Genomic DNA, 15,121 nt, shown 5'->3' on the forward strand with positions numbered 1-15,121 from the left:
CCGGGCCGTGCTGGCCGCAATGGCCGAGCCGCTCCCGGTGGCCGGCGCCCAGCTGCAGATCGCGGTGAGCATCGGCCTGGCCGTCGCGCAGGGGCCACGCCAGGCCGAGCAGGCCGTGCTGTCCGCCGACACCGCGATGTACGCGGCCAAGCGCGCCGGCGGCAACCGCATCGAGCTGTTCAACGACGACATGCGGGTGGCGGTGCAGCAGCGCATCACCGCCGAGTCCCGGCTGCGGCAGGCCCTGGACGGCCGGCGCGAGGCGACCCTGCCGGTCTGGTTCCAGCCCATCGTGTCCCCGGCACCGGGCGGATCGTCGGCGCCGAGGCCCTGGTCCGGATGTGGACCACCGAGGGCGAACTGCTCGCGCCCGGGCACTTCATCGCCGCCGCCGAGGAGACGGCCTGGTCGTCCCGCTCGGCGAGCACGTACTGGCCCAGGCCCTGCGCCACCTGCACCGCTGGCGCGACGAGCTGGGCTACGTGTCGGTCAACGTGAGCCCGCGGCAGCTGTCCGAGCCCGGCTTCGTGCCGATGCTGGCCGGCCTGCTCGCCGCGAGCGGCCTGGACGACCCGTCCCGGCTGGTCCTGGAGATCACCGAGACAGCCCTGCTGTCCAACTCCGTGGACCTGCAGGACCGGCTGCACGCGCTCAAGGCGCTGGGCGTACGGATCGCGCTGGACGACTTCGGCACCGGGTACAGCTCGTTGACCTGGCTGCAGTCCGTACCGGCCGACATCGTCAAGCTGGACCGCTCGTTCGTCGCCGGGCTGGCGACCGACCCGCGCAAGGCGTCGATCATCTCGGCTGTGCTGTGGCTGGCCCGCTCGCTGGGCATGTCCGTGGTCGCCGAGGGCGTGGAGGACATCGCGGACTGGGACGCGCTGCGTACGGCGGAGTGCCCGGCGATCCAGGGCTACTACTTCAGCCGGCCACTCACGCCGGACGACATGCACGCCATGCTGCTGCGCGGCCCGGCCCTCAGCCTGGAGGCGGTGTAGCCGGCGGGGCAGGCAGGGCGTCGTTCTCGGCGGCCTGCTCGTTGATGATGTGCGCGGCCGGCGTCTGCACGTGGGCGTTGCCACCGTCGCGCAGAGCCGAGCGGGTCATGGTGATCACGCCGATGTGGTGGGCGATCATCTGCTGAGGGAGAAGCCGGGACGCCTCGGCCGGCGCCGCGGGCCGGGCATCCGAGAACGGCCGACGGTGTATCGCCGAGGTTAGGCAGCGGTCAGCGGGCTGGTGCGCCGGACGTCCTCATCGAAAGCGGAACCAGGGAAGGCACCAAGAGCAGCAAGTCGCCAGGGAGCGTCGCCGCCCACTGAGCCTTTCCGAGTAACGGTCGTTGACGTTGGGTGACGGATCAGGTGGTGCGGCCGTGTTCGATGTGCAGGATGACCAGGGCTGCCGCGGTGATCCGGCCGATGGCCCAGGGGCAGAGGCTGACGTTGCGCAGGGCTTTGACGGTGGTCTTGAGCAGTGAGTTACCGCGTTCGCCGTTCGCCGTTCGCCGTTCGCCGTTCGCCGTTCGCCGTTCGCCGTTCGCCGTTCGCCGTTCGCCGTTCGCCGTTCGCCGTTCGCCGGCGACTTCTTACCGATTGGTGACGCATGGAGGTCACCCTCATCGGTGACAGGCGGGGCGCCGTACCTCATGACGCAACCGGTGCTCCGGCACGGAGCATCCACCGTCTCATCCCTAGGAGATCCTGATGAAAGAGATCCGTGCGTCTGTCGTCCCCCGGACGGCTGTTCTGTTGGCGGCGGCCCTGGTGGGCCTAGCGGGGGCGCCGACCGGCGCACTCGCTGCACCGGTGACGCCAACGCAGCTGAACGCCGCCGACATGACGTTGTTCAACGGGGTCCGCCTGGCCGGCCTGTGGGAGATACCTGCCGGCCAGATGGCGGTCGAGAAGGGCAACAGCGCCAAGGTGCGGCAGGTCGGCGCGATGATCGCCGAGGAGCATGTGGAGCTCGACCAGCTCGCCGTCGACGCCGCGAACAAGCTTGGAGTGGCCCTTCCGTCGACGCCGTCGGCCGATCAACAGGGTTGGCTCAAGGAAATGGAGGAGGCCGAGGGCGATCGTTTCGACCAGACGTTCGTGACCCGGCTGCGGGAGGCACACGGCAAGATCTTCCCGGTGATCGGGGCGGTCCGTGCCTCCACTCGTAACCCGGTTGTTCGTCAGCTGGCCGACGACGCGAGTGAGTTCGTGATGCACCACATGCAGATGCTGGAGAGCACCGGGCTGGTGCGGTACCAGGATCTTCCGCCGGCGGCGATACCCGCCGCTCAGGACACCTCGCGGCTGGCTCTCGCCGAGGCAAACGTCGGAAGCTCGGCACCGGTCAATCCAGTCATCATCTGGGCGGTGCTGCTCGCCGCACTAGGCGTCACCGCGGCGGTGTTGATCCGGTTACGTCGCACCGGCGTCTGAAAAACACCCGGCGCCGGTGGTGCGCAGCGGCCTGCGCGTCCCGCTCTCCGCCGAACCCGGTCTGGGCGTTGTCGGTGAGGCGGGTGACGGAGCTGCGGCGGTCGACCGGTGCGCCGCCGGCGATGTTGACGTGGTGCTCATGGACGTGTGGATGGTCGGCACTGACGGGATCGAAGCGACCCGCGGCATCACCGCCCAGTCCGAGATCGGTGCCAGGGTCCTGGTCGTCACGACTCCGACCACGTCAGGTCGGTATCGATTACTGAAGAGGTCTCCGGTAGTTGGTACAACGACCAAGAAGCACCATGCACCGGAGACCTCGTGGCCACCCTAACGGTGACGAGGCGGCACGACCTGACCGACGCGCAATGGGCGGCCCTTGCCCCGCTGCTGCCTGCGCCGCCGGTCCGGGGCCGACCGCCGAAATGGACCAGACGGCAGCTCATCGACGGGATCCGGTGGCGGATCCGGATCGGCGCCCCGTGGCGCGACGTGCCGGCCGAGTACGCGCCCTGGCCCACAATCTACGGACTGTTCCGTCGCTGGCAGCGTGACGGGACCTGGGACCGGATCCTGTCGGCGTTGCAGGCCCGTGGCGACTCCGAGGGCCGCATCGACTGGACGGTCAGCGTGGACTCGAGGACCAGCCGCGCTCATCAGCACGCCGCGGGTGCCCGCACCGACAGCCATCTGCAGAAGGAACGACCCGGCGGAGTCCACGACGAGCCGGCCGATCATGGGCTGGGCCGCTCGCGGGGCGGGCTGACGACCAAGACGCATCTGGCCTGTGAGCAGAGTCAAAAGTGTTGTCGCCGATCGTGACTGCCGCCATCGCGGTGACAGCCCGCAGTTCATCCCGGTCCTGCACCGTATCCGGGTGAGCCGGCTCGGTGTCGGCCGGGCCCGGTCACGTCCGGTGCTGGTGCTGGCCGATAAGGCCTACACCAGCCGCGCCAACCGTCGTTATCTGCGCTCATGCGGGATCAAAGCCGGCATCCCGAGCAAGAAAGATCAGGACGCCCACCGCAAAGCCAAGGGCTCCCGCGGTCGCCACCGTGCTGGGTCGCACGCAGGTTACGCAGTCGCAGTGCTGCGGCGTCCGCGGCCGGTGCGTAACGAGATCCGCTGGGCAGCTGAGCCGACTGCTACGCGAGGTGACGAGTGCTGGTCAGGGGACGTGCGTTGGTCGCGGCATGAGAGTGCGCGCCGGGGCCGCAGAGCCGTCAGCCATCACTGCTGTCTTGGAGCACCGCGTTCCCACCAGTCGTGTGGTGGCCGCTCCCGGATCATCGCCGCTGCGATCTCCGGCTGGAGGTGATTGCAGTACTTCCACAGCTCCTTCGCCGCTCGGGAGTACTGGAACAGAACTTGGTCGACGTCGAAGGCGTCAAGCTCGCCGGCGCGGTAACGATCGACGGCCTCACCAACGCGGGCAACGAGGTCCCCCAGCTCGGCTTGGTGATACTCCGCGACCACCGAGCGAGCTATTCGTCGCTCCGACTTGTCAGGCACGAGTACGAGCCTACGCAAAGGCGCAGACTCGCAGCTGTCCTGCCGGGCGGGTCCCGCGGATGCTGTGCGGACGAGGGCTGGGCGCAAGGAGCGGTCGCGCGGGACCCCGGCGCGCAATAAGCGGGTACGGAAGACGCCGGCGGTGGTGCTCGCGGCTTTTATCGATGCCGAGTGGTCGGACCGACTCTTCGCCAGTGCAAGTGTGGCGCTGGCCGGGCTCTCGCTGTTCTTCGCGGTGCTGGCCGGACGTGACGGCGTCGATGCCCTGCGGGCCCTGACGATCGGCACCACGGGCACGGTGACCATCGCCTCGTGTTCGGAGAGCACCTCAACCAAGGATCCGCAGTTCGGACCGACGGCTGGGACTGCACCGGCCCTTTTGACGGCGATGGGCTGCATCTGCGTCGGGTCAGGCTCTTCATGCACTCCGAGGGGCCGCCCGGGCCCGCGGTGAACGCCAGGGCGAGCGGACCCGGCGCCGACTGGGTGTGGCGAGACGGTGAGATCGAGTGGGTCTTCGCGTTGTTTCTGGCCGGCGCCCTGTCGGTCACCGCGTGGTGGCTGGGCCGTTTCGCCGTTACTGCAACCGCCGCCGTCGAGTCAGATGGATGAAATATTTCTCTGTTCCGTCCAGCGTCTTCCATGCTGCCGTGGTGGCGTCGGAGGTGCTGAAGAGCGTCTCGGCCTCAACACGGGCGGCGGCGTCTTGGAGGTCGGTGCGGCCGAGGTGAGCGAAGGCAACGGTGTAGGTGCCGGGGCCTTGTTCAAGCGCGATGTCGGTCAGCGGCTGGGCAATGTCGTTGTCTGCGGCGCTGATGCAGATGCGTCCGGTGGGCACGTCCAGGCTGACGGGTGGCTCCCATTGCCAGGGCAGGAGTGGGTGCTGTCCGGTATCGGTGGTCTGGATGCGGACGAGTGGTCGGCTGTACTGGTGGGCGCAGCGGATGAGCAGGACGGCGCCGGCGGCGCCGTAGAGGCGTCCGCCTCGGCTGCCGGGGATTCGTGCGGCGTCGGCTGCCTGCCGTTGTGCCTCAGCAGAGTCGGCGCAGATGTCACGGACGAGGAAGACGCCGTTGGCGGTCGGTGTGATGGCTTCGATGGTCGGCACGGCGGACTTCCTCGTGGTAGGGCAGGGCGTCTCGGCCGGCAGTGCCGGGACGCCCTGCGGTGGGTCAGCGGTTGATGGCGACGAAGAACGGGTCGTTGTCCAGGATCCTCTGCACGGTGCAGAAGCCGTTGAAGAGGTAATCGCGTCCTGAGTCCTGGTTGTCGACCTCGCCGATCAGACGCGATGAGCCTTGCCAGGTGAGCCAGCCGTTGGCGTTGCCGGTGGATGCGGAACTGCCGGTGTAGGCGCCTTCGCGGGTCGAGGCGAACGGGTACTCGTCGCAGTTGAGGTTGGGAGTGCTGCCTCCTGGGCCCCAGACGTCGGTGCAGACCTTGCCGGCCTCGGTGCGGTCGCGGCCCTTGAGGTTGTCATCGACGAGGCGGTGCAACGGTCGTTGGTCGGCCCCCAGCTCCGGCTTGTACTCGCCGGGCGGGCTCTTGCCGATGAACGACGGGAAGGTTCGCTCGACGTGGTGTAGGGCGTCGTCGATGTAGTGGACGAATTCCTTGACCCGTCGAGGTAGTTGTCCGCTCGTGCCAGAGCTACCAGGTGGGTGATCGCCATGCCCAGGGTGACGAGGGTGCTGGCGATCGCCATGGGAACGTCGCGCACCCGCGGGCCGGCTCACCCCGGCACGCGTCGTCGTGGGTTTCGGAAGCTACGCGCGAAGACCACCCGACCGGCCAGTGCACCGAAATCCACCACCGCCGGTCCCGGACTCCCGGCAGGATCCAAGAACCGTCGGCCCGCCACCCGCTACGACGTCGGCAAACGGGCCACCAAACGCGGCATCACACTCAACGAACGCACCAAGCGCACAGGTCAAAGAACAAGCAGAGGGCGAGGCGGGTTCAAGTGGTAAGGACTCTTGTCTGGGTAGCAGCACAAGATTGAGGAAGTCCCGCCGTTCACGCCAGCCGCGGGACTACGCTGACCCCTGATCGTGGTCATGGTGCGTTCACCGGTCGAGCCCAGGACCGTTATCGGGACGCGGCTTGCTCTCGTTCCGGTACGCCCACTCCGCCGGCGGCGGGCCGGTCGGCTCGCCGGCGGGTCAGTTGCCGAAGCCGGCGACGGTGAACCCGGCGAAGCCGATCGCGGCGAGCGCCGTCGCGGCGGCGAGCGCCTGGAGCCGCACCCGGTGGGTCGGTGCGACGAGCAGGATCAGGATGATGCCGAGGACGGCCTCGATCGCGGCGGTCTGCAGGCTGTCGGTCCGGTAGTGTGGTCCGCCGCCGGGGTTGTCGCTGCGGTTGACGAGCATGGCCGCCTCGGCGAGCAGTACCGCGCCGGGCATGGCAACGGCGACGACCCGCAGCCACGGTCGCGCGTCGCAGGTCAGCCCACCGGCTGCGCCGAAGAGGGCGCCGGCGATGACTCCGAGGAACAGCCACATCATCGCCGTCAGGGACCAGAAGTTCTGGGCGTCGTCGTTCATCAGGACGACCGCCGCGAGATAATACGCCTCGACGGCGACGACCAGCAGCACGATCCCGGCAAGAGCGGACCGCCACCAGCCGGCGCGGAGCCACCAGCCGATGCCGAACGCACCGAGCGCCCAGACGGCACTGGAGTTGGCCAGGTTCGCCCAGGGGTACGGCAGACTGCGCTGCAGCAGCAGGTCCACCACGCCGAGGAGAATCCCGCAGGCCACCACGGTCAGCACCACCGTGGTCAGGCCGCGGTGCCGTCGTAGTACCTCATGGTCGATTTGCGTCATACGGACATGCTGCCAACCCGCACCGCCCACGACATCAATCTTGAGACCATCCTCGCGATACCTGAGTACCGGTCATCGGCACCCTAGGAGGAGGCCGTCGCCCGTGTCACCAGTCGATCATCAAATCATGATCGATGTGTTGGAAACCGCGGTGCGGCACGCCGCGTCGCTGACGGTGGATCCGGCGGCGATCGCCGCCAACATCCGTACCGTGCGCAGCCGTACCCGAGCACAGGTCATGGCAGTGGTGAAGGCAGACGGCTTCGGCCACGGCGCGGTGGACGTGGCCCGCGCCGCATTGGACGGCGGTGCCACCTGGCTCGGCGTCACGAGTCTGGCCGAGGCGGTGCCGCTGCGCGAGGCGGGCTTGCGGGCACCGGTGTTGAGCTGGCTCAATCCCGTCGAGGTGGACGCCGCCGCCGTACGCCATGACGTCGACCTGGCCGTCGCGAGCGTCGCCCACCTGGATCGGATCATCGCCCACGGCGCGGGTGTGCGGGTACACCTGCATCTGGACACCGGGATGGCCCGCGACGGTGCACCGCCGGCGGACTGGGATGCGCTGTGCGCGTCGCTGCGGCGCGCCGAGACCGCAGGCCACGTCCGCGTCGTCGGGGTGATGGGTCACCTGGCGTGTGCCGACGACCCGGCGGACGCGGCCAACCACGCGGGCAGAGCGGCATTCCTGCGTGGCTGCGCACTCGCGAAACGCCACGGCCTGCGCCCGTCGCTGCGGCATCTCGCCGCCACGGCCGCCGCACTGACGGATCCGGCCAGTCACTTCGACCTGGTCCGGGTCGGTGCCGGGCTCGTCGGCATCGACCCGTCCGGCCGGACGTCGCTACGGCCCGCGATGACCTTGACGGCACCTGTCGTGGCGGTGCGCGAGGTGGCGGCCGGCACACCGGTGGGGTACGACCACACCTGGCGGGCGCCCCGGCCGACCACGCTGGCCCTGGTGCCGATCGGCTACGCCGACGGGCGTCCCCGAGCCGCTGTTCCGGGCGGGCAGGTACTCATCCGCGGTGAACGCCGGCCGATCGTCGGCCGGATGTCGATGGACCAGATCGTCGTCGACGTGGGCGACGCCGCTGTGGTGCCCGGAGAGGTCGTCACCGTGTTCGGGCCGGGGGATGCCGGCGAGCCGACCGTCGCGGACTGGGCGCGCTGGGCGGGCACCATCGAGCACGAAATCGTGACGGCCGTCGGTAGCCCGGTCCGCCGCATGGCACGCGAGCTGGCGTCGTGGTGACGCCGATCCGGGTCGCGGTCATCGGTGGCGGCCGCAACGGGGAGCACGACGTCTCCCTGGGGTCGGCGGCCGCGGTCGCCAACGCCCTCGACCCCGGTCGCTACGACGTCGTACGGCTCACCATCGAGCGCGACGGCCGGTGGCGGAAGGGTACGGGTCCGGTCGTGAACCTGGCCGCGGCGGTCGAGGTGCTGGCCGGCTGCGACGTGGCGGTGCCCATGGTCCACGGCCCGCGCGGCGAGGACGGCAGTCTCGCGGCGTTGCTGGAGTTCGCCGGCGTGCCCTACGCGGGTTCCGGGGTGCAGGCCGGTGCGCTCGCCATGAACAAGTGGGCCACGAAGGTGATCGCCGAGGCTGAGGGCATCTCGACAGCCCCTGGAGTGGTGCTGACCGCGGCCACCGCCGAACGCTACCGACTGACCGGCCCGGTCGTGGTCAAGCCGGTGGCCGCCGGGTCCAGTCAGGGCGTCACCCTGGTGTCCGAGCCGGCCGGTCTGGCCCTGGCGGTGCGGTCAGCGCTGTCGTTCGACGATCGGATCCTGGTGGAGGACATGATCACCGGCCGGGAGATCGACGTGGCGGTACTCGGCCGCGCGGACGGGACCCGGGTGGTGTCACCGGCGCTTGAGATCGCGGTCGACGGCTTCTTCGACTACACCGCGAAGTACGACGGATCCGCGCGGTTCCTCGTACCCGCGCCGCTGACGACTGACGAGCAGGCGGCGCTGGAGGATGCGGCGCTGGTGATGTACGACGCGCTGGGCTGCGGCGGTGTCGCCCGGATCGACTTCTTCCTGACGGCGGCCGGGCCGGTGCTCAACGAGGTCAACACCGCGCCGGGATTCACCGAGCACTCGCAGGTGCCGAGAATGTTCGCCGCGGCCGGGACGGCGTACCCGATGTTGCTCGATTTGCTCATCGGTGACGCGCTGGCCGGGCGGTCGTGAGGAGCGACGGCCTGGATCTGTTACGCGGTATCGCGGTCGCCCTGGTCATCCTGCGGCACACCTGGCCGGGCGTGTTCGCCGGTGCGGGGGTGACCGGAGTGGTGATGTTCTTCGCGCTCAGCGGCTACCTCATCACCGATGTGCTGGAGCGCGACCTGGCCCGTCACGGCAGGGTGCGGTTGCGGCGCTTCTACCTGCGCCGGGCTTGGCGGCTGGTGCCTGCGCTGGTCGTGCTGGTGACGGCTGTCGCCGCGGTCATCGTCGTGTTCGATCCGTTCGGCGACCGGACGCTGCTGCCCCGTACGGTGCTGGCCGCGCTGACGTTCACCGGCGATCTCCCGTTCGGTCACGGCAGCGACGCCACCTTCCACCTCTGGACCCTCGCCGTCGAGGAGCAGTTCTACCTGCTGTGGCCCGTCCTGGTCGCTGTGGCATGGCGGCGGGGCCGCCTGACCCGGCTGCTGGTGGCCGCCACCGCCGTCGCGCTGCTGGCGTGCGCGCTGACCGTGGCCTGGCTGCACACCGCACCGGACGCCGCCTACTCGTTGCCGACGACCTGGGCGGTGTGCTTCGTCCTCGGTTCGGCGGTACGGGTCCACCAGGCCCGGCTCTGCGTACCCGGATGGGCCCCAGCGCTGGCTCTTGCCACCCTTGCCGTGCTCAGCATGCTTCCATTGCGGGGTCACGTTCTCACCTACGTGCTGGGAGGCCCGGTCATCGCCACGCTCACAGGGGTCCTGGTGCTGCACTGGAGCCGGTGGACCAGCGTGCACCACACGGCGCTGCGCCCGCTGGTGTGGCTGGGCACCGTCTCCTACGGCGCGTACCTATGGAACTATCCGCTCACGCTGCTGCTGCGGCCGCTGGGCGGGCCGGTCGCCGCCGTCCTCGCGATCGGCGGCACGGTCGTGGCCGCTGCCCTCAGTTGGCACTTCGTCGAGCGGCCCGTCCTGCGCATGCGGCGGCGGATCCCGGCATGATGCCCCGGTGGCTGCGGGAGTTGACAGCGGGCCCCGGCATGATGCGCGGGTGGCTGCCGGATCTGACGGTGGGCCTGGTCGTGTTCCTACTGGCGGTGGCCGAGCTGGTGGGGAGCCGGCCCCACCCGGCGGGAGTGGCTTCCGGCGGTCTCGCCGTGGCGGCAGGCACCGCGGCCGCGATCGGCGCGATCCGCCGGGCGCCGGGGCCGGCCGTCCTGCTGGTGTGGGCAACGGTAAGCCTTCAGCTGTGGGCCGTGCTGCACGACAGCGTCACCGCTCCGGTCCTGCTCACCCAGGTGGCGGTGCTCGTCATCATCTTCGGTGCCGCGCGGTGGGGTGGCTCCACGACGCTGGTGTTCAGCGGACTGTCACTGCCTGTCGGCGCGTACATCGCCGTGCGGTTCCTCGACAACGCCATCGTCGACGCGCTCTTCGGGGTGACCGACCTGGACCGGCTGGCCGACGGGCTCAGCCTTCTCGGCGAGGACTGGCGGCTCAGCGCCACCGGCGTGCTCACCCTGGTGCTCTTCGTGCCGTGGCTGCTGGGCCTCGTCGTGCGGATCTCGCAGGATGCCCGTACCCGGGCCGCGTCGGCGCACACCGAGATCGTCCGGGCCGAGGCGGGCCGTGCGCAGGCCCAGCAGATCGCCGAACTCCGTGAGCAACAGGCCCGCCTCGCCCGCGACGTGCATGACGTGGTGGGGCACTCCCTAACCGTGATCCTCGCCCAGGCGGAGTCGGCGCAGTACCTGCCCGACGACCCGGCCGCGCTCAAGGCCACCTTCGCCACGGTCGCCACGTCCGCGCGCCGATCCCTGCACGACATCCGTGAGGTGCTCACCGCCACCCGCGACGTACCAGCCGCCGGGGAACTGGACCGGCTGATCGACGACCTCGCCTCCGGCGGACTGGACATCATCTCGACCCAGGCCGGTACGCCGTTGCCGCTGGCACCGCAGCAGACCATCGCCGCCGTCCGCGCCCTGCAGGAGATGCTGACCAACGCCATCAGGCACGGCCGTCGGGGCGGCGCGATCGTCGTCCACCGGCACTGGCCGCACCGGCCCGGCGAAACCGACCTCAGCATCGAGGTCCGCAACGGCGCGGACACGGATACTCCGTTCAGCCCCGGGCGCGGACTCACCGGCATGCGTGAACGCCTGCAGGCCGTCGGCGGGCGATTGGAGGCCGAAAGACGCGGCGACGTCTTCGCCGTCACCGCCCGGATCCCGGTGGGACGACAGCCGTGACACCGCCCATCCGCGTCCTGCTGGCAGACGACCAGGAACTCTTCCGCGCCGGCATCAAGGTCATCATCGATGCGCAGGACGGCATGACCGTCGTCGGTGAGGCCGCCGACGGCGCCGAGGCCGTGCGCCGGACCGACGAACTGCACCCGGACGTCGTTCTCATGGACGTGCGCATGCCGACCGTCGACGGTGTCGAAGCAACCCGGCAGATCCTGTCGCCGCAGCGGACCGAGAAACGGCAGCATGTCGTGCGCGTCCTCATGCTCACCACCTTCGACCTCGACGACCGGGCGGCGGCCGCCATCCGGTGCGGCGCCAGTGGATTCCTGCTCAAGGACGCGACACCGGCCATGCTCCGCGACGCGATCCGCAGCGTGCACATCGGCAACGCCGTGCTCGCCCCCGCGGAACTGTCGACGTTGATAGAAGCGCAGTTCCCGACATCTTCACCGGTCCCCGACCCCTACCTCAGCCTGACCGAGAAGGAACGCGCGATATTTGTTGCCGTGGCGAAAGGCCTGTCCAACGTCGAGATTGCCGCACACGTGTTCGCCAGCGAGTCCACAGTCAAAACCCACGTCGGGGCGATTCTGCGCAAGCTGTCCCTGCGTGACCGCGTACAGATCGTGGTGTTCGCGCATGAACACGGCTTGGTCCACAAGGGCAGCTGAGGGGAGTGTGCTGATGTCATCTGGTGAAGAACTGCTGGTGGAGACGACCCACCCGGCAGGGTCGCTCTCCGCGCTCTGCCGGGCGCGGCGGGCAAGCCGCTGCGGGCAGGTCCACGGGTCGTGCTGTGACGGCAGTTGCTCACCCGGGGCGAGGTCACCGAACACGATCCGCGAGCGCGGCACGACCTGCTGGTACGGCGCCAACGCGGAATCGGTGCTGCCGTCGCTCATGGCCGTCCATCGTACCGAGCGCCCGAGCCTCAGCCGTCGGAGGTCGCGGCCAGCTCGGGCCGGCTGACATGGTTATCTCCCGCTTCGTCGCGGTCCTCGCCACCAAGCTCCCCGGATGGACTCCGGCTGGCGACTCTGACTGCCCGCACCGTGCCGGTGGTCGACCAGCACGACGTTCTCTCACCCGACCGGATAGGTGACGACGCTGACCCTGTTCCCGCATCCTGGGCACGGGTCACAGTCGGATCAGATCGGGGACCTCCTCGGGCAGGCCGGGTGACGTCATGACATGGCCCATCCCGGGTACGACGTGCAGCATTGCGCCCGGGATCGCGGCCGCCAGGGCCTCGCCGTGACCGAGTGGATCAAGCGGATCCTGGTCGCCGTGCACGACCGAGGTCGGCGCGGTGATCGGCCACAGCGGGGCGAGCAGGTCGGATTCGGGTCGCCACGCGGCCCGCTCATGGTTGGCGGCGGCCGCCGGGTCGGTGGCCCGCGACAACGCCAGCTCCAGCATCGCCCAGGCGGCCGGCTCGTCGAACGGGCGCGCCGGCCCGTTGTAGATCCGGAACAACGCCACATCGGACTCCACCCCGGGCGGCAGTCCGGCGGCCTGATGCGCGAGATACGCCGGTGACGGCGGCGGCAGCCGATCCAGGTCGGTCGGCTCCCCGGCCAGCGCCCGGACCGGGGAGCTGGAGATCATCGTCAAGGACCGGACCCGGCCCGGGTACGTGCACCCCCAGCCACTGCGCGATCATGTCGCCCAGCGAGACCCCCGCCACATGAGCGGACTGCAGGCCATAGCCGTCCAGCACGGCCAGGCAGTCGCGGCCCAGGTCGGCGATCGTGTACGGGTGAGCGTCGAAGTCCACGACGCTGGACCGACCGGTGCCCAAATGATCGAACCGGATCACCTGGACCCCTCGCTCGACCAGCCGGCCAACCAGCGCATCGGGGCAACTGACACCCAAGAGAACCCCGGCTGCAGAGATCATTACCGCGTCCGAGACGCACTGCCCGGCTATCCGGAATCCCTATACCGGCAGGTCAACCGCTATGGTTAGCCGCCCGCATAGGGAGCGGGTCCGGGACCTATCGGCCAGGGTTGCGCGGTGCCCCGGCGACGGTGAGGCATGATCGACACATGCTGCCCGTGGAGTTCGGACTGGACACGTTCGGCGACGTCACCGTCGGCCCGGACGGTGAGCCGCTGTCGTATGCGCAGGTCATCCGCAATGTCGTCGAGCAGGCGGTGCTGGCCGACGAGGTGGGGGTGGACGCGTTCGGGCTCGGCGAGCACCACCGCGACGACTTTGCGGTCTCGGCACCGGAGATCGTGCTGGCGGCCATCGCCAGCCGGACCCGGCGGATCCGGCTCGGCACCGCGGTGACGGTGCTCAGCTCCGACGACCCGGTCCGCGTCTACGAACGGTTCGCCACCCTCGACGCGGTGTCCAACGGGCGGGCCGAGATCACCCTGGGCCGCGGTTCGTTCACCGAGTCGTTCCCGCTGTTCGGCTACGACCTGGACGACTACGACCGGCTCTTCGCCGAGAAGGCCGACCTGATGGCCGAGCTGCTCCGCGAGGACGCGGTGACCTGGCACGGCACCGTCCGTCCGCCGCTGGAAGGCCAGCAGGTGTACCCGAAGACCGCCTCGGGACGGATCACCACGTGGGTCGGCGTGGGCGGCAGCCCGGAGTCGGTGGTCCGCGCCGCCCGCTACGGCTTCCCGCTGGTGCTGGCGATCATCGGCGGTGACCCGGCCCGCTTCGCGCCCTACGTGGAGCTGTACCACCGGGCCCTGGACCAGTACGAGCGCGAGCCGCTGCCGATCGCGGTGCACGCGCCCGGCTTCATCGCCGCCACCGACGAGGAGGCCGTCGAGACCCTGTGGCCGCACGCCCGGGCGTCGATCACCCGGATCGGCGCCGAACGGGGCTGGCCGCCACTGACCCGGGAACGCTTCGAGGCCGACATCGCCGAGGGCGCCTGGCACGTCGGCTCGCCGGACACCGTGGCCCGCAAGATCGCCCGCACGGTGAGCGTGCTCGACGTGCAGCGCTTCGACCTGAAGTACTCGGCCGGCACGCTGCCGCACGAGGCGATGATGACGGCGGTCCACCTCTACGGCACCGAGGTCATCCCCCGGGTGCGCGAGCTGCTGGAGAACGAGGACTGAGGCCGGGCGGCCGGAGTGCGGGCCGGGGTCAGGATTTGCGGCCGATCGCGGCGACCACCGCCATGTCGCCTGGATCGCCGTCGCCCTGCGGGCCGGCCGGCCACTCGTGCACCCAGACCAGTCCGGGCGGCACCAGCTCCGTGTCGCCGAAGAAGCGTTTGATCTGCGACCGGGTGCGGCCGGTGGCCGTCGACACGTCCGTCCGCCGGTAGAGGTCGGCGACGCCGTCCCCGGCCGCGTCGGCCGCGGTCTCCGAGACGCCGTGCGAGATCGCCACGTACGACCCCGGCGGCAGGCTCGCCAGCAGCCGCTCGACCGCCGGGTAGGCGTCGTCGTCCGGCACGAAGTGCAGCATCGCGACCAGCAGCAGCCCGATCGGCTCCTGCTGGTCGAGCAGCCGGCGCACGCCGGCATGGGCCAGAATCGCCTCGGGGAAACGCATGTCGGCCTGCACCGCGGTGGCGAACCGGTTGTCCCGCAGGATCTCGCCGGCGTGCGCGACCGCGACCGGGTCGATGTCGATGTAGACCACCCGGGCGTCCTCGACCCGGCGCTGGGCGATCTCGTGCACGTTGCCGACCGTCGGGATGCCGCTGCCGATGTCGAGGAACTGCCGCACCCCCGCGTCCAGCATGAACTGCACGGCCCGGTTGAGGAACGCGCGGTTGGCCCGGGCCATCTCGCCCGCCGCGGGGATCATCGCCAGCAGCCGTTTGGCCGCCTCACGGTCGGCCGCGAAGTTGTGGTTGCCGCCGAGCAGGGCGTCGTAGATCCGGGCGCTGCTGGGCCGGCTGGAATAGTCCGCGTCCGCGTTCCCCATGCCGAGGAAG

At 70.0% G+C, this 15,121-nt stretch carries 17 protein-coding genes and 3 pseudogenes; 12 read left to right on the forward strand and 8 right to left on the reverse strand.

From position 1 onward, the window contains the following. Positions 1-19: 19 nt before the first annotated feature. Positions 20-109 (forward strand): annotated as a pseudogene (locus Aau02nite_RS47360) (hypothetical protein); the annotation flags it as partial. 232 nt (positions 110-341) lie between these two features. Further along, on the forward strand, positions 342-1,001 hold the full coding sequence (locus Aau02nite_RS46440) for an EAL domain-containing protein (protein ID WP_246595146.1): 660 nt from the start codon (positions 342-344) through the stop codon (positions 999-1,001). On the opposite strand, the gene Aau02nite_RS14545 is transcribed toward Aau02nite_RS46440, so the two are convergent. Together Aau02nite_RS14545 and Aau02nite_RS46445 are read right to left on the reverse strand one after the other, a co-directional pair. Then, positions 982-1,212, reverse strand: a complete 231-nt coding sequence (locus Aau02nite_RS14545) for a DUF305 domain-containing protein (RefSeq protein WP_212989066.1) — start codon at positions 1,210-1,212, stop codon at positions 982-984. The two genes, Aau02nite_RS46440 and Aau02nite_RS14545, sit on opposite strands and share 20 nt — an antisense overlap. A 151-nt stretch (positions 1,213-1,363) precedes the next feature. Beyond that, positions 1,364-1,504: pseudogene (locus tag Aau02nite_RS46445) on the reverse strand (IS5/IS1182 family transposase); the annotation flags it as partial. Between the two features lie 205 nt (positions 1,505-1,709). On the opposite strand from Aau02nite_RS46445, the gene Aau02nite_RS14550 reads away from it, so the two are divergent. The 3 genes and pseudogenes from Aau02nite_RS14550 to Aau02nite_RS14560 form a co-directional block, all read left to right on the forward strand. After that, positions 1,710-2,435, forward strand: coding sequence for a DUF4142 domain-containing protein (locus Aau02nite_RS14550; protein WP_212988946.1), 726 nt, complete (start codon positions 1,710-1,712; stop codon positions 2,433-2,435). A 19-nt stretch (positions 2,436-2,454) separates the two neighbouring features. Beyond that, the gene (locus Aau02nite_RS47850) at positions 2,455-2,769 is read left to right on the forward strand and encodes a response regulator (protein ID WP_369076751.1); all 315 of its coding nucleotides are present in this window, start codon (positions 2,455-2,457) and stop codon (positions 2,767-2,769) included. Then, a pseudogene (locus tag Aau02nite_RS14560) lies at positions 2,757-3,483 on the forward strand (IS5 family transposase); the annotation flags it as partial. The gene Aau02nite_RS47850 and the pseudogene Aau02nite_RS14560, both read left to right, overlap by 13 nt. 182 nt (positions 3,484-3,665) lie before the next feature. Here Aau02nite_RS14560 and Aau02nite_RS14565 read toward each other — a convergent pair. The 4 genes from Aau02nite_RS14565 to Aau02nite_RS14580 form a co-directional block, all read right to left on the reverse strand. Continuing rightward, positions 3,666-3,947, reverse strand: a complete 282-nt coding sequence (locus Aau02nite_RS14565) for a hypothetical protein (protein ID WP_212989077.1) — start codon at positions 3,945-3,947, stop codon at positions 3,666-3,668. A 577-nt stretch (positions 3,948-4,524) separates the two neighbouring features. Next, on the reverse strand, positions 4,525-5,055 hold the full coding sequence (locus Aau02nite_RS14570; RefSeq protein ID WP_212988948.1) for a hypothetical protein: 531 nt from the start codon (positions 5,053-5,055) through the stop codon (positions 4,525-4,527). A 64-nt stretch (positions 5,056-5,119) separates the two neighbouring features. Then, a complete protein-coding gene (locus Aau02nite_RS14575) occupies positions 5,120-5,683 on the reverse strand; it encodes a NucA/NucB deoxyribonuclease domain-containing protein (protein ID WP_212988949.1) in 564 nt (187 codons plus the stop codon). A gap of 426 nt (positions 5,684-6,109) precedes the next feature. Then, the gene (locus Aau02nite_RS14580; RefSeq protein WP_212988950.1) at positions 6,110-6,775 is read right to left on the reverse strand and encodes a DUF6518 family protein; all 666 of its coding nucleotides are present in this window, start codon (positions 6,773-6,775) and stop codon (positions 6,110-6,112) included. A 127-nt stretch (positions 6,776-6,902) separates the two neighbouring features. Between Aau02nite_RS14580 and alr the strand changes: the two genes are divergently transcribed. The 5 genes from alr to Aau02nite_RS14605 are packed head-to-tail and all read left to right on the forward strand — an operon-like array spanning position 6,903 to position 11,875. Continuing rightward, positions 6,903-8,027: an alanine racemase gene (alr, locus tag Aau02nite_RS14585; RefSeq protein WP_212988951.1), complete on the forward strand. Its 1,125-nt coding sequence runs from the start codon at positions 6,903-6,905 to the stop codon at positions 8,025-8,027. Beyond that, positions 8,021-8,974, forward strand: coding sequence for a D-alanine--D-alanine ligase family protein (locus tag Aau02nite_RS14590; protein ID WP_212988952.1), 954 nt, complete (start codon positions 8,021-8,023; stop codon positions 8,972-8,974). The genes alr and Aau02nite_RS14590 overlap by 7 nt, the downstream gene beginning before the upstream one ends. Next, positions 8,971-9,954, forward strand: a complete 984-nt coding sequence (locus Aau02nite_RS14595) for an acyltransferase family protein (protein ID WP_212988953.1) — start codon at positions 8,971-8,973, stop codon at positions 9,952-9,954. The genes Aau02nite_RS14590 and Aau02nite_RS14595 overlap by 4 nt, the downstream gene beginning before the upstream one ends. Next, entirely contained in the window at positions 9,951-11,204 is a 1,254-nt protein-coding gene (locus tag Aau02nite_RS14600; protein WP_212988954.1) for a sensor histidine kinase, read from the forward strand. The genes Aau02nite_RS14595 and Aau02nite_RS14600 overlap by 4 nt, the downstream gene beginning before the upstream one ends. Continuing rightward, positions 11,201-11,875 carry a response regulator gene (locus Aau02nite_RS14605; RefSeq protein ID WP_246595148.1) on the forward strand — a complete coding sequence of 225 codons (675 nt, stop codon included), beginning with the start codon at positions 11,201-11,203 and terminating at the stop codon, positions 11,873-11,875. Before Aau02nite_RS14600 ends, Aau02nite_RS14605 begins: the two co-directional genes overlap by 4 nt. Positions 11,876-12,341: 466 nt before the next feature. Here Aau02nite_RS14605 and Aau02nite_RS14610 read toward each other — a convergent pair whose 3' ends face one another. Next, the gene (locus tag Aau02nite_RS14610) at positions 12,342-12,812 is read right to left on the reverse strand and encodes an alpha/beta fold hydrolase (RefSeq protein ID WP_212988955.1); all 471 of its coding nucleotides are present in this window, start codon (positions 12,810-12,812) and stop codon (positions 12,342-12,344) included. Positions 12,813-12,891: 79 nt separating this feature from the next. Between Aau02nite_RS14610 and Aau02nite_RS14615 the strand changes: the two genes are divergently transcribed. Next, a complete protein-coding gene (locus tag Aau02nite_RS14615; protein WP_212988956.1) occupies positions 12,892-13,173 on the forward strand; it encodes a hypothetical protein in 282 nt (93 codons plus the stop codon). An 80-nt stretch (positions 13,174-13,253) separates the two neighbouring features. Continuing rightward, complete coding sequence (locus tag Aau02nite_RS14620; protein ID WP_212988957.1) at positions 13,254-14,291, forward strand: LLM class flavin-dependent oxidoreductase; 1,038 nt, start codon at positions 13,254-13,256, stop codon at positions 14,289-14,291. Positions 14,292-14,319: 28 nt separating this feature from the next. Here Aau02nite_RS14620 and Aau02nite_RS14625 read toward each other — a convergent pair whose 3' ends face one another. Beyond that, entirely contained in the window at positions 14,320-15,111 is a 792-nt protein-coding gene (locus Aau02nite_RS14625) for an SAM-dependent methyltransferase (RefSeq protein ID WP_212989068.1), read from the reverse strand. Between the last annotated feature and the right edge of the window lie 10 nt (positions 15,112-15,121).

Origin of the sequence: Actinoplanes auranticolor, assembly GCF_018332655.1 — a bacterium.
Lineage (GTDB): Bacteria > Actinomycetota > Actinomycetes > Mycobacteriales > Micromonosporaceae > Actinoplanes > Actinoplanes auranticolor.